Here is a 17967-nt window from a genome sequence, read left to right on the forward strand (position 1 = left end):
ATCAAAAACCTTCTTTATAGAGGAAGTTTTCGCAAGCTTGACACCATTGACTTGCTTGATTGCTGCTTCGAGCCAGGTCTTTGGCTAAGCCCAAACCGTGGCGTCCATCTGGGTAAACATGGAGTTCATGACGAATTTTATGTTTTTGTAGAGCCATGGCATAGAGGTAGGCGTTTTCCACGGGAACGGTTCCATCTTCAACCGTATGCCAAATAAAACTTGGGGGAGTTTTTGCGTGAACCGCATTTTCCATGGAGGTTTTTGCCACTAATGCCTCACTGGCCTGCTGGCCCAATAAATTTTCTTTTGAGCCCAGGTGAGCGAATTCTCCCCAAGAGATAACGGGGTAACACAAATAAGGGTCTATGCCCGCAAGGGAACATACCCTGTAGTTGATTTTAGCTCTTAATCAGCCTTCTGTCTCCTCCTGTGGTTTATTTTCAATTAGATCTATATACTCCTGAGTCAAAGATTTCGATAATCCTGTAGCGGCAGCTATTTTTTCGACTTTCCAACCTTCCTTTAAGCAAGTCTGAACTCTTTTGAAATCATTGGTATATCGCGTAACAGCTCGAACTGAGTGTGTTGTTTCCCGAGCGGTTTGTTCAATAGACTTTCCTTCATAACAATGTTTTATACAAATAATACGCTTATGAGTCAGCGTGGGACCAAGATCATGAATTGTACCTCGCCGAGGGACCAATCTGTTATGTTCTTTTTCATATTCTCTTAGATATGAAGAGATTGTACTTGGAGAAAGCCCCATGATGGCGCCAGCATCAGCAAGGGTTAAGACGCCTCCCTGTTGATAAGTTTGATCAAAGATTCGAACAACCTTCGTTATATTGCGTTTACGTTTCTTCTCCTTGGCTAAATACGCTTCAATATCATCATCGTGAATCATATCTAAAACAACAGGAACGAGCTTACATCGTTCAAGGGCTTTGCCATAACCGGCTGTTTCTGCGGCATCAACTGCGTACCACAAAGCTTGTCCCATTTTCATTCTTTCTGTTGCTGGATAATAGGTTTCAATAGTTTTAATGAGCTCTAAAACAAGACGTTCTACTAAGAGCTCGCCACCGAGCTGCGGACAATGCTGAAGAAAGAAATTCATGAGTACAGCTTTAAAATCCTTTTTAGTCCAGGCTGGCTCAGGTTTCGACTCTTTTTTATTAACGAGTTTATCTTTCATGTCTATTGCCCAGCCTTTTTTTTAGAGTCTACACTTTCCCAAAAACGGGTGCCCATAGTCTGTATTTCTTCCAAGCGCTCACGGTACGCAGCTGTTTTCATATACTGATCTCGAAGGTCAAGGCATTTGTTGGTCAAAGCTAATGAACAACCTACGATCAAGGATGTTTTCAAAGTATCAGAAACTTCGCTTTGACAATGGACTATACGACAAAAAGATGTGATATACGCTCTATAGCCCTGAGAGATGTTGCATATTACGGGCTATATCCTCGGGACATTCACCTTGGATAAACTTCTCTATGGCTTTTGTTCTGTGGGTAATACCTGGGCCGATATCTTTTTTGTTTCCCCGGGTTGGAACAAGGCATTCATGTTTCTTTTGATAATCACGAATGTCATTGCGCACCGTTTTTACATCACAATCCAGTATGCAAGCTAAATCTTCCTGAGTCAGTAAACACTCCTGATCATAGCATTCCTCACACATCCGAACAATTTGATTGGCTCGCTTGGCTGAGCGGCCATACTTCAAATACACTTCTTGATCATCCTCAAGCTGGTGAACCGTAAGGGTGATGATTTTGAATTGACAAGCTGCTAGAGGTTTTCCCGCAGGTTCCAAAGCACTTATTGCCTTCCATTTCATTTGACCTGGCTGCAGTTCGGCGTCTGGACTATATGGGCCGATGCCAAATACCTCCACTGCTTTGTCGGCTATGACTTCTGATTCAAAGCGTGAGCAACTGGTTCCCTCAACAATGACATTAACCAGGGTTGAGGTATTACTTCTGAGCGCAAGTCGTTTGCTACTGTCTTCTTTACGATTTATTGTATCTGATATCATGGGATACTCCTTATTGTTTTTGCTTTTTCACAATTAATATAAGGGATGTCCCATGCTATTTTTAGAGCCCTAAATCTTTAGCGGGTATACGCCCGTATCGGAAAACGCTCAAGTCTGGTCTAGCGCTCATCTTCTCCAATTCATCATCATAGTCTTGCTTGACTTCTGAATAGAGATTACTCAAACTAGCGGCGAGGTGCCCTCCAGCCGAAAAGCCCATCACACCTATGCGTTGGGCATCTATGCTTAATTCTTCGGCGTGAAAACGCAAGAACTGCATGGCACGTCGCGCATCCATCAAGGGCTGAGGATAACGAGCCGGCGCCACGGAGTATTCCAAAACAAAGGTACTTATGCCCAAGCTATTGAGCCAAGCGGCTATGGGAGCTCCTTCGTGCTTGGCACATGTGTGATAGCCTCCCCCGGGTAAAATTAAGAAAGCTGGTAAGTGTGCACCATTTTCAAGAGCGAAATTTTGCAAAGTCACTTTCTGTGGCAAATCCGGCCAAAGATCCATTTTTTCGTAGAGCTTAAACATTGTATTTCTTTTTAAGTTCCTGGATAACATTTTCGGCGGGGTCTAAGTGTAAACAGTAATCTTTCTGGTACTGAGTAGATAAATTCTTGAACTTGCTAGGTAATGATTCGTAAAAATCCCAAGCTTGATCGTAATCTCCGATGCCTTGAATAATTGCTTCTTTATCGTCATTACGTACCGCAGCATCAGCATAAAAGAGCGAACGATAAATCATTGCCACGCCTAAACCATAGTGAACAGAACCTTTTGCGAAGTCCGCAAGTTCCTCATCTGGCCAAGAAATTTGATCTGCTAAGGAACACATTTCCTGCCATATTGCCACGGCCTCATCTTTTAATGCTAGGCATTTCTCGATGGTCGCTTGATCGTCATGAATGTACTTAGGCCAAGCAAATCCCATATCTCTGGCCCACCACAAGTCCACATCACCTTCTAGGGTATTTCGCATGCGAATCACACCGTCTAAACTCAATAAGCACAGCTTCCTAAAGTGTTGACTTGATGCCTCATCTAAATTGAGTTTTTCCTTGCAATAACGTTCAAAGACCTGTTCTTCACTTTGGCTGGTATTTTGTGCCCAAGTGGCAATCACCCAGGCATTGAGCTCATACCACAATTTATTAGCTGCGAAGGGGCCATTCCAGCCACCGCCACGGCACCAAGTCCAAACCCCGGCATAAAGCTCTGGCGTCTGATCAACAAAAGTTTTGAGGGAATAGATCTCTAAACCCTGATTAAGGTTTTCCTCAAAGCCATTGATTACCCCAGCGGCGATGTAATTGGGGTGGGCTGCCTTGCCCTCATACTCGCGAGAACACTGAACTTCAATAATCTGGGGATGACGCCCCTGCCCTATGATTCGACTAAAAGCAGTACCACGGTGGAAATCATCTTCACTGTGTTTTACAGCTAAAGTTAAGTACTCATGAGGTTCAACTTCCTGATTGATGAGAGCGTATTGTTCGGGATCGCGGTCAAAGCTTAGCCAAGATCTGAAAATCAATTTTTTCTTGTGCTTTACGCAAATTTCTTCGCGCAACAAATTGATCAAAGGAATGATGGTCTCTTGGGTATTGTCTTTATCTTTAATGGCTCCTTGATGATGTGGGGCATCGTGCAAGTAGGTCTCGCCAATACGAAAAAGAAAACCATCCAAGTCGGGGAATTGCTCAAATGATTCGGCAATCTGTTTCTTAATCAAATCCACCACAAGAGGATTTTTGGGGTCACCAAATTCTTTTTCAATACCATAAGCTTGAATAAGACTTTTGGGGAGGAGCACCATGTCCGCTTGAGCATAGATAGCCAAGCCCGCAGCACGACATTTTGCGTGTTGCGCAAGAATGCTCTCACGCTTTTGCTTTAGCCACTTTTCTGACTCAGAACCCTCTGGAAATACATCCACGTCCACACTGCGCCAATCAATTGCTAAACTGGGGGACTCGAAGAGAAAATAAGCTTTGGCATTATAGCCAATTTCAGCTATGTAATCCGCCTCATTAAAAGGTGTTTCAAAAAGGGCTTCACCTGGGTTGTGGTGAACCATGTCCATAATGAGTGGAGACATTATTTTACCTCAATAAGCTGAGAGCTACGCGGCGCTAGTTCCACGCACAAATACTGACCATTGACTGTTATGGACTCATGGCTCCAAAAGTCAGACAATTGCTCCTTAGCAGAAAGTTGAGCTTTATCTAAAGAAAGGGTGATGAGCTTGCTTTCATTGGACCAGTTAAAGAAGGCAATATGTTGCTTCACGCCAGCTTGTTTCATGGGGCCGTCATCTTCGTAGCGCACCTGCAAGATCTCTGGCAAGGGCTCTCCCGTGAAGGCTTTGTCATCGAGTACATGTACTTTATTTCCACGATCCGCATTAGTTAAGAGCTTATTAAAGATGGTGAATTGTTCGGGTGTATGTTCTTCCAACTTACCACCAAATTCTAAAATACCTTGCGTGATGTAGCACCAATTGAGACGGAAAAACTGTTCGTTTTCTGGGTTGTCACCAAAGCCAAGGCTATCCATGTTAAGGAGGAAGGTATCTTTGCCTTTAATCATGGTTTGAGCCAATGTGCCCGAGCAAGCTCGAACCTGCTCGCTCCAGGTTCCATCGTGGATATCGAAACCACAACGATAGGAATCGGCATTTAGACCGGGAAAAGGGTTGCCTGCACTAAAGGCAATACAGGTCATAAAAAAGCCTTCATCGCCAATGCGTTTGCGGATTTCGCTAAAGGCAAAATCACGCCATTCTATACCACTTTTATGGCCAAATCGACTATCTTCTTTCAAGAACCACTGAGTCATAAAATCGTATTTCACACCCTCAAAACCCCACTGAACAAAGAGTGCATCAAGAACTTTTAAATAGAACTCTCTGGCTTCGGGATGGGATAAATCAAGAAAACTCGATTGACCAATAATTCGAACTGAACCATCTTTATCTTTCTGTAACCACTCAGGTTTTTCCTTTGCTAAGGGTGAGGACAAGTAAACTTTTGGCGATAACCAAATACAGGGTTTTAGACCTAAGTCACGAATGCCATCGGCCACGATTTTCATACCATTGGGGAACTTTTCTTTATCGTAACCCTCAACTGGTACAGGATAAAATGAATCGATACCAGCATTGGGATTATTATAGGAATTGCGTAATGCTTGGTAGCCATCATCGATCAAGAAATGAGTACAATTAGGCATGTTTTCAGCCATGGCCTTGGCTCGATTTAGAATCAAATCTTCTGTGATATTGCCAAAGGTTCCATAATTCCAAGTACAAAACACGCCTTCGCGCAACATCTTTGAATTCTTGCCTTGAAAGTTATGGTGCTGGTTAAGCTTTGCCACATAATCATCGAAGGCATATTGAGGGTGAGTATCGTACTTTAGTTGATAAAAGACTCGAGAGACTTCAACTCTCTCACCTGCAGCAAGGCTAAAGCCATTACTTAATGTAAAACGCTGAATCCCTTTGTAAGTCTTGGCTAGTTTAGATTCAGAAATGCCATCCAAGCCGAGCTCCCAAGAACGCTCGAATTGTACTTGGTTTAAATCACCTTGCACCAAAGTACAAACATAATCACGGTCAGCAGTAACACCGAATACCGGAAAGTGATTGGCTTCATCGTGATTGAAATGCACCGCATCATAAGGAATACATTTTACATAGGGATGCTCAACACGGAAACGTGGAAACTTTTCAGTTTTGATATTCGACGAATGAAAATAACGTAATTTATAATAATCAATGGGACTAAAAGGTTCATCAAAACAAATTTCTCCATCGGCGCTCAGGATTCCATCACTAACCGATTTAAATACTAATGGAGAATCCTCGGTATTGGTGATGGTTCGGCTTACCACAAGACTGGATGCAGCTGCATCTGTAGTAAAGTGAATCGTTTCGTTTACGCCCTGCCCTGCAAGTTTTACAGTTCCACCAGTGGACGTGATCTTGTTTTCTAATTCGGTATAACTAGAACTGAGTTGTCCGTTGAGTTCGAATTGAAAATTCTTCCAACCATGTCCAGATGTATCAAAAAAACTGAAACTCCCTAGTTCATATGTAAATTGCATTATTTATTCTCTTTTGTTTTGTTTTTATTATAAAATTTCACGATTAGCCAGCTAACATTGAAAAACTTGATACAACTAATTTTTTTATAGAATATTAATTACGTCTAAAAAAGGAGATGTATTATGTCTAAAAATAAAGTTCAATTTCAAGTAGAATTTAGTGCTCTTGAGTTTATCGACAACTTTGCATACAATTCAGCAATATCCTTGACGAAATCCAAATAAAGCACACGTAAGTTGTGACCACCCTCATCGGGATGTTTGCACTTTAAGATGCGATCGGCATCGGTTGAAGTAAAAAATCCAAAAACGGGAATACCAGGGCATCTATTGAATAAGACAGGAATAACTTTTAAACCAAGCTTGCGATTGATCTCGATTTATTTTTGCAGCTTACGCAAAAATAATTCACGGTTGACCCACCAGGCATCAAGCAACAACCAAATACGTGTTGTGTTGTACCAAGGGAAATAGTTAATCCCCCGGCGCAGTTCCTCTTCAATTGTTGCAGTATTAAAACGATCCAGCCAACGGGGAATACCGTGACCTGCAAAGGAAGGTTGGTAGTTAAAGCCACGTATGTGACTGAGGGAAGTATTGTTAAGTTTCATTATTATTACCTAAGAATTGACCTTTAAATTGAAATGGTTTTAATTTCTTTATTTTGAGCTTTTTCATCTAAGAAAATGACCGAGATATTGGCCGCTGGACGCTTTTTCTCTTCTTCTTTATCAGCGTAAGCTTTTTGTTGCAGGTAAAGGCGGAAGTTCCCCTTGGCATTAAATTGAATAATACAGGCACCCTGCTCGGCTTTAATGCTAGTGATGATTTGTTTGTTAGTTGGATCATCAAGAGGGGCAATGGCTAATTCACCTACACCCGCTTTAGCTGTTACAACGGTAATTAAGTTCGGCATTTCGTTTGTCACTTTAAAGTCCCAATAAGCCGCGATCTCTTTGTTTGCTTTCCATAAGTTCCCTGCTTGATTTGGTGAACCAGCCTCTTGGCCATCAACAATTAGATTCAATTCACGCTTCTTAAGGCTGTCGTGCAAGCGATCCTTACGAACCGTCTTTTCATTAGTAACTTTAATGAATTCAAAAGGTAGACCAACATTGAAATGAGGTTCGTAGCCTTTTGCCTGATAGCGAAATATAACATAGCCCTTTGAGCCTACCTGATTCGCTTGCAAATTGCCTTGACCAGCTAAATCAATGCTACAAGCAGCTTGTCCTTGATTAAAAGCCTGGGAACTTATAGCTAAATCACCTTTGACGTTTGAATAAACGCTGACATTGCTTGCGACTTGCGCAAATAAACCTTGAATGAGTAAGAGTAATGTTGATAAATATTTTAGTTTCATTTTTGTTTTCATGTTTTAATTGACGGCTAAAAGCAGTCATTTTTAATGATTAGAATATCAATCTACAAAGACGACTGCAGTACCATCTAAGCTTTTATTTATAGGGACTTATATATATCCAAGCTATTTAGTAAAAATAATAATTTTGGATGAAACTGTCAACCAACCTGTTGTTATAAGATTGAGGTATGCAGCTGTGCAGTTATTGGGCAAATCAGCGGTTATACTATTGTTTTCAATATTAATTTGTGCACTAAGAGTATGCCACTCACGTTCTGGCCAATTACACTTGTCTAAAGTCATAACAAGATTCGCATGATGTAGATGCTTAGCATCATCGTATTGAATAGATATTGTATTATTATTAATAACAGGAGAGCTTACATAAGGTAATTGACGACCTTCCATAAGGTAGGTATTTAAAAAACTTTCTAGCTCTGGTGTTTCTTCGGATTCTGGTATATGACCATGGGGCCAACGTACTTTCATACATAAGTGAGATGGGCCTTTAACAGTATCAATTGATTTTTGCCAAGCTGATGGCCAATAAGCAAAGTCATTAGTACCATTTAACCAAAACATTGGTGTTTTAATCTGCTGTAAAACTTGTGAGGGGTCGAAGTTTGCTTTCCAAAAGTCTGCTTGTTCATTTGTCAGACCATTAATCGCTCCATTTTCTGTCCATTCGCTACCTTCAGTAATAAAACCACATCCATATACGGGCGCAGCTACTTTAAAACGCGGGTCAATTCCTGCCACCATACAAGTTAAATAACCACCCCATGAAATACCAGTTAATCCAATTCTTGAAGAATCAACTTGAGGATATGAAGCTAGTAAGGTGTGAGCTTTTATAACTGCGGCTGGGGCATGATAACACCATTGATCCTCAGGAGCCCATGTCGCTTGATCCCACCCCCCCCAACCTTTGGGACCTGAATGTTGATGTCTTGGCCAATCTGCATTGCCAATTATTCCAGTATTAGGTAATGGCATTGCACCACAACAATCCATGGCAATAGCCGCATAACCTCTTTTATTCCACCATTTAACCCATCGTGAAAAAGCACTACCACCGCCTCCATGAATTAAAACTACCCCAGGTACAGAGTCCTTATCTGTAACACCATCAGGTAACCCAACCCAAGCAAAGACCCTTGTGGCTTTCTTCTCAAAAGGAATGCTCTCATAAAACAAAGCTTCTAGACCTTCTTCCTCTAAATGCGAACATAACCATGTTTTAGGTGGTGGTTCATTTATCCATTTTTCAGCAGCTTTCGATAAAATACTCATTGTTGTATAAAACTCATTTGAATTAATCCCTACATACTCTTTTTATATTTATCTTTAGTTTAGTTGTAAGCTAAACTAATTGATTTAGAGAGCTCCAAACTAAATAATTTGTGTGCTTATTATTCAGGATTTTTAATAAACTCTTTTCGAGCAAATGATCCTAGTTTTCCAAAATAGTTATTTTTAATATCCACTTTATCTGAATAATTTATGCTAATTACGCCAGTTGCTTTTAAGCGAATATCATTACCTGATTTATCACAATTTAATAAATGTGTATTTGAAAAAGTATTGCCTTCGACTGTTACATTGTCTGCAGAGGTAATTAATAGGCCTGGACCACCGACCCTCTCAATTTTATTATTGAGAATGCGAATATTACGGTTTTCTTGCACATATTTAGCTGATTTATCATGAAGAAAATGAAGTAAAACAATTGCACCTGTATTAGCTGCATTTTTATCAAATGTACGTTCATCAAAACAAGAGTCCATTATCGTATTATTTTTTACAACTATATCTTCAATCCACCCCCCCTCATTATGAATTGCATGGGGCCCTAGACTTATAGGAGTTGATTTTATACGCTCAAAACGATTCTGTTCAATCAAACCATGGGAAGCTCCTAAGCGTAAGCCTCTTGCTCTGTGATCATGAAAATAGTTCCGACGAAAGACGAAATTAGGGCAAGCAATTGCTGGTACCTCAACTTTATTTCCAGCTTCTGCATTTACCTTCTTATCTAGCTTTACTTGGCTATAAAATATTTTAGCTTTAGTGGGAAGTCGCCATTTCTTACGTAAATTTTGATCTAGTTCCTGGGGAGGGATAATCTTCATAAGGTTTAAAATCTTTGCTTCATTGATCAAACCGAAATCATTCCCATCAAGTATTCTAATTTTATCACCTGGCAGTACTTTTTGAAGTGGTTCATCTGACCAAGCACGGCCAATTAAAAATGTACTATCATCTATTTTCTTAACTACACTCATAAATGATCCATGTAAATTTACAGCATCATCGCCCATATAGGAAAATTCGCATTCCTCCATGGTAACACCCTGCCTGGAATAGGCGAGATTGAACCCATCTGCAATCGTACTCAATAAACGCTCATGTACGGCTCCCTTTGGTTTTGGCCCTTTTTCTATTTTACAGCGTTTCATTATCACTTTACCCGTACAGGTTCGCATTAAGAAGCCAGCTCCGGGTCCGGTATTCACTATGACATCCTCCATTGTGACATCACCACACCCTTTAAATAAAAAAACATTCCCATACATATTTTTAAAAGCAACATAATCACCTACTTTTATATTTCTGTACCCTTCCATTAGGTGTTTGAATGTAAATTGCCCTTTTCTTAGACTGATGCTTGTACTGTCTTTTGTATACAGATCAGGAACATTATCTTTCCATCTCAATGTCTTGGGGTCAAAGACAAAAATACCACTTCGTCCGATTGTTTTGTATTTTGGGAAGGCATCTAAACTTGGGTACCCTGGGTGCACTTCGTATTCATATTCAAGATGATCGTCACTAATTTTAGTAATTGTCCCCTGAGTGAATGGTAGTGGGTCACAATCAACGGTTAAGTTTTTTATGTGAATATTTTGTATGTTGCTAAAAAATAATAATTCGCCTTTGGGAGGCATGATCAAAGTGGAACCATTTCCATTAATGGTGAGAGATTTCGTATTGTTTATATGGATAGCCTCAGAGATTTTGTATCGACCTTTGGGTAGGTTTAGCTCTGTTTTTCCCTGAGCGAGAAGCTTTGTGATCTCATCTTTTAAGTCGAGCGATTCCATTTTCATCTTTTCCTCTATTTTTCTACTTACACAGGAAAATAAAGATAAACATAACAACGGTAAATATATTCGTTTCATTATTATTTTCATTTCTATATATCCTTATAGTATTCTAATTCTTTGGGCCACACCATTTTTTGAACTGTTTTTAACAGCTCCTCACGAGTTGATCGGTATTCAATATAGCGATTAAACAGTTCCTTTGAACAACCAACATTGTGAGGTAGTTGTTGGTATTGATTTTGTATGGGGCCTTTAAACTCGATTTCAATAGGAGTAGTATTTACCATATTTTCAGGATTCTCTTGCCCCCATTTTACAAGAGGTGATTTTTGGAATGGGGGCTTTTTACCCCATTCTAAAAGTACTGACTTTGAATAAGATGAATTCTTAAGCACAAGAATATTTTTTGGATTTGTATCTCGAATATGAATGCGACCATTCTCTAAGGCCAATATACAGCCCTCAAAACAAGCACTACTTTTATCAACACGAATTAGACCAGATCCAATGATTGTTACACTTTTAATCATGACATTCTCGCCAGCTTCAATACCAGTCTGAGTCTGATTGTCTGTAGATGCATCTGAAATGGCTAAAATATTTTCCATATTTGATTGGTGTGTTTTGATTGGACAATTGATGGCTATAGAGTTTTCAATGACTCCTCTTACAGTACCTTTATCATTTTTAAGACCACCTGTATTAGGACTATCAACAATCACATTACGTATGATTGTTGAAGAATTGTTTACATTGTGAATACCATTTGAACAATAGAGGAAAATGCCCCCATCAAGGGTAGTTTCACACTGACCATGAGAGCTAAAGCCTTCATCACCTGTAAAAAATGCGTTGCAATTTTCAAAGCGAATCTGTTTGGCCTTTCCATGAATATTGTAACCATCATTACTTGTATAGGCTACATTCAGGTTTTTAAATGTTATATGCTCATTCACATGATTGATAGTAACTCCACTTGGTCTTAAAATAGCCATCATATCTACCGGTTTTTCACCTGTGTGTGGACGGTAATACAATTCTTTGTCTTGAATCATACAGGAAGTGCCTTCTGGCAAGCGATCTAGGGCCGGAGAATCTAACAAAGGTGCTTCTACTCCATTTATTTGTATGGATTTAGGCGCCTGTTTAAAACCCCGCAAGCGTTTTAGCTTCGGGTTGTGCCTGTAGTTTGTATGTCCCCATTCAGCAGCTTCTACTTCTCGTATGCTTCCATCTCCTAAGATAATCTTAAACTTATCTGATTGATATGTATCTGTTGTGTAGAAATATAAAATATTAAATTTTTCTTTATACCAAAATTCACCTGGTTTTAAAGCATCAACATGATCTAGAACTGGAATTTTTTCTTTGTTTTTATATAGCGGGATCCCAAAATGGAATGTTCCTTTGAGTCCCTCTAACTTATAAACCTCCTTGGACCCATTTGGAGATAAACTCCAACGATCATTTGCTAAAGGGTCTATACAAGTTATCCAAGAATTATTGCCCTCTATCGTTATTTTTTGGGTCTCTTTACCTGACATCTCTTTAGGAATATTAATACTTTGGCGGTAGATTTTACCAGTATTGATAATGTGTAAGGTATCACCAGCTTGCAACATATGCAGTGCTTTATTAATTGTTTTTAGTGGTCCAGAATCACCTTGGATTTCACTCGATCTGCCATCTCTTTTATCATCACCAATTTTATTACTGACATAGTAATCTGAAGCAAAAGTTGATAATGCTAACATATAGATCGTTATTTTTGCAAGTTTCATCATGTTACGTGTTTCCTTAAGTTAAAAGTTGTACTCATTTGCTACAAGCCGCCTTGATAAGTAGAATAAGGCCAAATCCCTTGTCCTCCATATGCACCATCTTTACCTGAATTGCCTCGCTTAAAATCCCACCAACCAGCGGCGACACCACTTGGGACATTGATCCATTTTGCATGCCCATCAATATAGACACTATTCAAGCCCTCTGCTTCATGACAGGCTAATGTGTCATCGCCTGCATTAGCGCCAACAGCATCAAAATAACATTGGTAGTAGCTGGTCGCTGGGATCCCAGTACCACTATTTTGATAGGGGGAAGCTGCGTCATTATAACCGATGTTTTCACCTTCAAATCCAAACAAGCCTTCTTTCTCATAAAAAAAGTACCCACCGTACATATAGCTGGAATAAACGGCTGGAGAGCCATTTGGGTTGTTGAGTGCAGCGTTAAATCCACTCAAAAGCTCATCTCCATTCTTCGCATATACCGAATCTATCTTATTGCTTTCTGGACATAGTAAATTGTCTCCGACATTGATATAATCTAGAGATGCGACAAGTGCGATCCCAAAAAATTGTCGTTTCTGTATGCTCGAACCATAGGGAAAGCCATTTGAAAAAAAGTTACGATAGTGACCAGGGTTATTAAATCCGTTCCAAGACGCAGTTGGTAATTTTCCATCAAAATCTTCGCTATACATACTTGTGGCAAGATACATTTGTTTAAGATTGTTCATGCAACTGGTCCGTAATGCTTTAGACCTTGATTTATTTAATATAGGTAATAGAAAACTGGCCAGTATACCAATTATTGCAATTACGACCAATAGTTCAATTAAACTGAATTTCCTGGCATATCTATGATTCTTGTGTTTCAAATCATTTAGCTCCGGCAAGGCGTATGCAGTGTAATCACGATGTTCTTTTTCTATGATTGCTTTTAGTTCGGCAAAGATTTCAGGATTATCAGATTTAATATCTCTATCCTCATGAATATCTTCGTCTAGATTGAATAAATGTTCTTCTCCTTTAATATCCTTTAAATACTTCATCGCTCCTCTACGAACAGCAATTTGTCCTTCAAATTCAAAGTAAAGATACGCATGTTTTTGTTGATTTTCCTCATCTCCTAGCAATACGGGCTTCATACTCAGACCATCATTAGGACCCTCTGCTTCTAAGCCTGCTAATTCACAAAAAGTATTCATTAAATCAGGAAAATAGAACAAATCAGAATTGACTTGACCTGCTGGTATTCTACTAGGACAATGAGCTATAAAAGGTACCCGGATCCCACCTTCATGTAAGCTGCGTTTATATCCTTGGAAAGGACCCGCCGAATCAAACATTGTCACCTTGTGACCACCTTCTTCATGGGGGCCATTATCGCTTGAAAACAAAATAATTGTATCTTGATCTAGATTTAGTTCTTTTAATTTATCTACTATTTTCCCGACAGATTCATCGATACGTTGCACCATGCGCGCAAAACCTTTCTCATTATCTTTCCAAGGTTTATCTTTGAACTCACCATAATGATCCACTTCCATTCCATCTGCCGTATTTCCACCTTCATTGTTTGCATGAGGTAAGTTGGTACAATAATAGAGAAAAAAAGGATTGTTTTTATGTTCTTCAATAAAATCTAAAGCTTTAGATTCTACCATATCAGGCGAATAATCGATTTTTGTTTCAGCTACCCCAACACCAGTCTCCCACTGTAAAACATCTCCTTCTGGTGGGAGGTTACGAGTAAAAAACTTTTTGCCATTCTCCAATAACCATGGCGGGAAAAAATTATGCGCATGCTTCATACAATTATAACCATAATGAGAACCAAAGCCCTTCTGTAAGGCATCATCGTGTTGTTGCCCATTACCCACACCATACTTGCCTTGTATGCTACTTACGTACCCGGCCTTATTAAAAACTTTTGCAATATTATTATAATCGTTTGGTAAATATGGGTCATTTAATTCTCGAATCGGCAAATGACCTGAATGTAAACCAGTCATAATAGATGCTCGAGCTGGTGAACAAACTGGTGACGTGGAATAAAAATTACTAAACCTCGTCCCCTCTTCTGCTAGTCGATCAATATTTGGTGTTTTAAGTGTTTTTTGTCCATAACAAGACAAGTCACCCCAGCCTAGATCATCACAAAGAATAAAAATTATATTTACAGGCTTCATTAAACAGCTCCTTGATTTTAGATTAAATATAATTTATATACACTTTTATTTTATTTAAATAGTATTAATTTATAATTTATTATACTATAATATGATTTATGAATATTGAAGCACTTAATTATTTAGAGCACATCATAACTGATGGTGGTATAAAAAAACTATACATCAGCGACCAAAGTGTATTAGCGTTAGCCAAGCATAATTTTAGTTCTGGTTATCGTCTGGCTATTCCTTTGGATGGTTGCCATCGTATGAAAATCCCCTTAAATGGAAAAATTGAAACTATTTATCCCAAAAGGTACTCGGCAACTTTCATGCCTAAGAATAGCTGGAACTTACCCGACTGGGAGCTACCCGTAAAAGTCGTAACTTTGTTATTCAACGACGATGGCTTTATTTGTAATTACGTCAATACTCAGGGTGGATATGATCACTCTAAATTAAGCCAGAAAAGTATATACTGGTCAGGATTAGAAGGTCACACCGTCCTTAATTTATTGAAAGCGAGCCCTAAGCACGACCTACAAAAGCCCTATATACACTTAGTTAATGCTTTGCTGTTTTACTGTTTAAATTCATCAAGTAATCAGCTCGAGAATAAAAGCAGTAGCAAGGCCGAAAATACTTTTAAAAACATTTATCTATATCTCGAAGAAAATTATTCTTTGGTCAACTCTAGGGAAGATGTTGCCACTAACTTCAAATTAACTCCCAATTATATCTCACACTTATTTAAATCTCAAACTGGCATGAGCTTTAGTCATCACCTTACTACCATACGTATAAATCAAGCTTGCTACTTGTTGAAAAAATTCAATCAGAATATTGATGAAATTGCACGTGTATGTGGATATCATGAAACGAGCTATTTTTGTAGAGTCTTTAAAAAAATCAAAGGGCACACACCCAGTGCCTACAGGCTTAAACATAGTGTACGAAGCTATTAACTTTCTTTTCAAGATTGAACATTATAACAAAGAACAATTGCAATCAGTACTCATTGATCTCACTCCAAAAATTATTCATGTACACACAAATGGGCTAAACGTAAATGCAGACTCCTCTTTGGGCAGGGCAACTCAAGGTGATTTAATTGATGATCATTGGGCCCCGTCCCATATTCAATCCTCCCCCTTAATGGGAGGGAGCTTTAACCTAAAAAACTCAGTTAAACCAATGCAAGAGGTAACGCAAGCCCCATTATAAAATGGAGAAGAGTCATTAAACTAAGGCTGCTTTTTGCTGGATGAACTCCGACGGTTCTCTAAAAAGGCTATTAAAATAGTGTAAAAGAGTAAATCTTTTACCTTACCTGTTATATTAAAGATACTTACACACAAAAACAACACAGAGAAAACTTTATGGACTTTACACTTATCCCCGATATTTTTTTAATGACAAACTTAAAGAAACTGCAGGAATTTTAAGTGGTCTGCTTAGTATTGCGGGTAAAATCCTACAAAATCCAGATTTTGATGAGATTCAAAAATCAATAGAAAATGATCAAAGAGAACTCAGTAAATCTCGAGCTGCCTCTTTAATACTAGAGTCACCTTGCAACCTTCCACCAAGGTAATCTTCATACAGCATTAACATGGCATCTGTTGTATTGTCACCATGATTGCCGATATCTCATACAACAACGCCGCCAATTACTTCGATTTTAATCTTTAAAAAAATTATGAGCTAGTTCTAATCCATGGAACTAGCTCGCTATAGTTCTCGGTCTTAACGACTATTTTTTCTTATTTAACTTATTCAAGCGATCAATAAGAACTCCTTGAAAGTCTTTTTTGTCATCATTACTGAGTAAACTCTTTTCAATCATTTCCAAAATAACATGGTGACCTTTATTGAGTTTAGATAAATGGCTATCTAAAAGTTTAGTGGACACACCCGCTAGCTCGTACAAATAAGCAAATGTCTGATATGAGCTATGACCATCTCTTAGATAAATTTCTGATTCATAATCCCTGAAAAAATCTATGGCCATTTCATAGCTATGTCCTGGCATATTTCTAAGTAAACTTTCTGTATTGATGCAATCATACAATGGGCTTAGTCTTTTATATGTCGAATTTTTTTGAATATCTATTAGGGCAATATTCTTTAAATGAAAATCATCATTACCTATATAAAATTGAATGAGCAAAGCATGTAAAAATTCAACGACTGAAAAAGTATTGCTATGTTTTTGAATAGCTGTACAAACTTCTTCATAAGTCCCATCAAATTGATCTAAGTTTAGTATTTGTGATAAATCTTCAAAGTGGTGTTTTTTATTTCCTCTATCAAAGCGTTTGGTCAAATAAGCCAAATTTCCATCTTGTAGTTTAATCAAAGCACATTCAGCAAGCTTTCCCTTCAAAAGTTTTTCTGAAATTTTCATGCTTAGGTGTTCATAGATTGCTGATTGCTTTAAATCAGCAATGGCTGGTTTCAAAATAAATTGGCTACCAACTGCTTGTGGTTTCAACATTCCTTCTTCTAATACAACACCAATTTTTACTTGCATACCAGACATCGAAGCTCTTCTTACATCAGCATAAACTCGTAAATCAAAATCGCTTCTACTTAAAGGAACCACTGGTTCTTGTGTACTTCCGAAAAATTTCTTTAAACATTTTAAATGATAATCTGAATCACATGTCTCGAGACAGATCAGGCACATCCCTTCTCCATGAGAAATTTTATTCTTTACTGAATAATCATTTCTCAGTAAGGGAGTCATTTTTTCCACAGTTTTGAGTTCTACTGCACCAGGTAAATCTAAGCCATTCACTGCAAGCAAAGTAAAGGTATCTTTCGGATCAATACGATCTAAATTAAGTAGAGTCTTTTTATACCACCCTTGAGGCTCTAAACCTCTAAAAAAACTATGTAAATGCTCGGATAAAAATTCCTCGTTTCTCAATGGTAAAGTACAGGATATGGGTAAGGCATATTGATCTTGCAAATAATCACTTGCATAACGAAAAGAAAAACTAGCCTGATTACGTTCTAAATAACCCGCTTTCTTACCATCGTAATAAACGTCTACTCGATCTATCTTATTCATTAAAGAAGACCTTTAAACCTACCGCATGAGTAACTTTTAAAAAATTCTCTAACTTGACAGTTAAATGTCCAGCCTCAATGGCGGCAATAACATTTTTACTAAGACCTAAAGCTAAAGCAAAATCGTTCTGAGTAATCCCACGATCTTTTCTAAATCCCTTAATAAAAGGACCTACTTGTTCCAACTCAATAGCTTCTTCACGTTTCTTTCTTTCGTGCAATTCGAGGACTAAAGATTTGAAGGCATCTATATCTTGCAATACTTTTTGAATATCTTTCATAGTTAATAAAAAGGTTTATTATAAATAAAAT

General features: G+C 38.5%; 15 protein-coding genes. 1 reads left to right on the forward strand and 14 read right to left on the reverse strand.

Annotation, left to right across the window (positions count from 1 at the left end):
- Window position 1 precedes the first annotated feature (1 nt).
- The 12 genes from LNTAR_RS11420 to LNTAR_RS25600 all read right to left on the reverse strand — a co-directional run bounded on the left by LNTAR_RS11420 (window position 2) and on the right by LNTAR_RS25600 (window position 14598).
- Entirely contained in the window at window positions 2-355 is a 354-nt protein-coding gene (locus LNTAR_RS11420) for an alpha/beta hydrolase (RefSeq protein WP_007278864.1), read from the reverse strand.
- Window positions 356-409: 54 nt separating this feature from the next.
- Complete coding sequence (locus LNTAR_RS11425; RefSeq protein WP_007278865.1) at window positions 410-1195, reverse strand: DUF1670 domain-containing protein; 786 nt, start codon at window positions 1193-1195, stop codon at window positions 410-412.
- Window positions 1196-1426: 231 nt separating this feature from the next.
- Window positions 1427-2041: a DUF1670 domain-containing protein gene (locus tag LNTAR_RS11430; protein ID WP_007278867.1), complete on the reverse strand. Its 615-nt coding sequence runs from the start codon at window positions 2039-2041 to the stop codon at window positions 1427-1429.
- Window positions 2042-2102: 61 nt separating this feature from the next.
- Entirely contained in the window at window positions 2103-2579 is a 477-nt protein-coding gene (locus LNTAR_RS11435; RefSeq protein ID WP_007278868.1) for an alpha/beta hydrolase, read from the reverse strand.
- Window positions 2572-4146 carry a hypothetical protein gene (locus tag LNTAR_RS11440; protein WP_007278869.1) on the reverse strand — a complete coding sequence of 525 codons (1575 nt, stop codon included), beginning with the start codon at window positions 4144-4146 and terminating at the stop codon, window positions 2572-2574. The genes LNTAR_RS11435 and LNTAR_RS11440 overlap by 8 nt, the downstream gene beginning before the upstream one ends.
- The gene (locus LNTAR_RS11445) at window positions 4146-6155 is read right to left on the reverse strand and encodes an alpha-galactosidase (protein ID WP_007278870.1); all 2010 of its coding nucleotides are present in this window, start codon (window positions 6153-6155) and stop codon (window positions 4146-4148) included. Before LNTAR_RS11445 ends, LNTAR_RS11440 begins: the two co-directional genes overlap by 1 nt.
- Before the next feature lie 380 nt (window positions 6156-6535).
- Window positions 6536-6766, reverse strand: coding sequence for a hypothetical protein (locus LNTAR_RS11450; RefSeq protein ID WP_007278872.1), 231 nt, complete (start codon window positions 6764-6766; stop codon window positions 6536-6538).
- A 23-nt stretch (window positions 6767-6789) separates the two neighbouring features.
- Entirely contained in the window at window positions 6790-7518 is a 729-nt protein-coding gene (locus LNTAR_RS11455) for a hypothetical protein (RefSeq protein ID WP_040914775.1), read from the reverse strand.
- A 123-nt stretch (window positions 7519-7641) separates the two neighbouring features.
- On the reverse strand, window positions 7642-8811 hold the full coding sequence (locus tag LNTAR_RS11460) for an alpha/beta hydrolase family protein (RefSeq protein ID WP_007278874.1): 1170 nt from the start codon (window positions 8809-8811) through the stop codon (window positions 7642-7644).
- Between the two features lie 119 nt (window positions 8812-8930).
- A complete protein-coding gene (locus tag LNTAR_RS11465; RefSeq protein ID WP_083800021.1) occupies window positions 8931-10712 on the reverse strand; it encodes a right-handed parallel beta-helix repeat-containing protein in 1782 nt (593 codons plus the stop codon).
- A 2-nt stretch (window positions 10713-10714) separates the two neighbouring features.
- Complete coding sequence (locus LNTAR_RS11470) at window positions 10715-12409, reverse strand: hypothetical protein (RefSeq protein WP_007278876.1); 1695 nt, start codon at window positions 12407-12409, stop codon at window positions 10715-10717.
- A gap of 38 nt (window positions 12410-12447) precedes the next feature.
- Window positions 12448-14598: a sulfatase-like hydrolase/transferase gene (locus LNTAR_RS25600; RefSeq protein WP_007278877.1), complete on the reverse strand. Its 2151-nt coding sequence runs from the start codon at window positions 14596-14598 to the stop codon at window positions 12448-12450.
- Window positions 14599-14696: 98 nt separating this feature from the next.
- Here LNTAR_RS25600 and LNTAR_RS11480 point away from each other — a divergent pair, with 98 nt between their 5' ends.
- Window positions 14697-15545, forward strand: coding sequence for a helix-turn-helix domain-containing protein (locus tag LNTAR_RS11480; RefSeq protein ID WP_007278878.1), 849 nt, complete (start codon window positions 14697-14699; stop codon window positions 15543-15545).
- A gap of 788 nt (window positions 15546-16333) precedes the next feature.
- On the opposite strand, the gene LNTAR_RS11490 is transcribed toward LNTAR_RS11480, so the two are convergent.
- Together LNTAR_RS11490 and LNTAR_RS11495 are read right to left on the reverse strand one after the other, a co-directional pair.
- Window positions 16334-17656 (reverse strand): type II toxin-antitoxin system HipA family toxin, encoded by a 1323-nt coding sequence (locus tag LNTAR_RS11490; RefSeq protein WP_007278880.1) that lies wholly within the window; start codon window positions 17654-17656, stop codon window positions 16334-16336.
- The gene (locus tag LNTAR_RS11495) at window positions 17649-17936 is read right to left on the reverse strand and encodes a helix-turn-helix domain-containing protein (RefSeq protein WP_007278881.1); all 288 of its coding nucleotides are present in this window, start codon (window positions 17934-17936) and stop codon (window positions 17649-17651) included. Before LNTAR_RS11495 ends, LNTAR_RS11490 begins: the two co-directional genes overlap by 8 nt.
- Window positions 17937-17967: the final 31 nt, after the last annotated feature.

This window comes from Lentisphaera araneosa HTCC2155, from assembly GCF_000170755.1.
In the GTDB taxonomy this organism is placed as follows: Bacteria; Verrucomicrobiota; Lentisphaeria; order Lentisphaerales; family Lentisphaeraceae; genus Lentisphaera; species Lentisphaera araneosa.

Coding starts and splice junctions, on each gene's coding strand:
- LNTAR_RS11425 (WP_007278865.1), bottom strand. CDS start 1,195: ATGAAAGATAAACTCGTTAATAAAAAAGAGTCGAAACCTGAGCCAGCC.
- LNTAR_RS11430 (WP_007278867.1), bottom strand. CDS start 2,041: ATGATATCAGATACAATAAATCGTAAAGAAGACAGTAGCAAACGACTT.
- LNTAR_RS11435 (WP_007278868.1), bottom strand. CDS start 2,579: ATGTTTAAGCTCTACGAAAAAATGGATCTTTGGCCGGATTTGCCACAG.
- LNTAR_RS11440 (WP_007278869.1), bottom strand. CDS start 4,146: ATGTCTCCACTCATTATGGACATGGTTCACCACAACCCAGGTGAAGCC.
- LNTAR_RS11445 (WP_007278870.1), bottom strand. CDS start 6,155: ATGCAATTTACATATGAACTAGGGAGTTTCAGTTTTTTTGATACATCT.
- LNTAR_RS11450 (WP_007278872.1), bottom strand. CDS start 6,766: ATGAAACTTAACAATACTTCCCTCAGTCACATACGTGGCTTTAACTAC.
- LNTAR_RS11455 (WP_040914775.1), bottom strand. CDS start 7,518: ATGAAACTAAAATATTTATCAACATTACTCTTACTCATTCAAGGTTTA.
- LNTAR_RS11460 (WP_007278874.1), bottom strand. CDS start 8,811: ATGAGTATTTTATCGAAAGCTGCTGAAAAATGGATAAATGAACCACCA.
- LNTAR_RS11465 (WP_083800021.1), bottom strand. CDS start 10,712: ATGAAAATAATAATGAAACGAATATATTTACCGTTGTTATGTTTATCT.
- LNTAR_RS11470 (WP_007278876.1), bottom strand. CDS start 12,409: ATGATGAAACTTGCAAAAATAACGATCTATATGTTAGCATTATCAACT.
- LNTAR_RS25600 (WP_007278877.1), bottom strand. CDS start 14,598: ATGAAGCCTGTAAATATAATTTTTATTCTTTGTGATGATCTAGGCTGG.
- LNTAR_RS11480 (WP_007278878.1), top strand. CDS start 14,697: ATGAATATTGAAGCACTTAATTATTTAGAGCACATCATAACTGATGGT.
- LNTAR_RS11490 (WP_007278880.1), bottom strand. CDS start 17,656: ATGAATAAGATAGATCGAGTAGACGTTTATTACGATGGTAAGAAAGCG.
- LNTAR_RS11495 (WP_007278881.1), bottom strand. CDS start 17,936: ATGAAAGATATTCAAAAAGTATTGCAAGATATAGATGCCTTCAAATCT.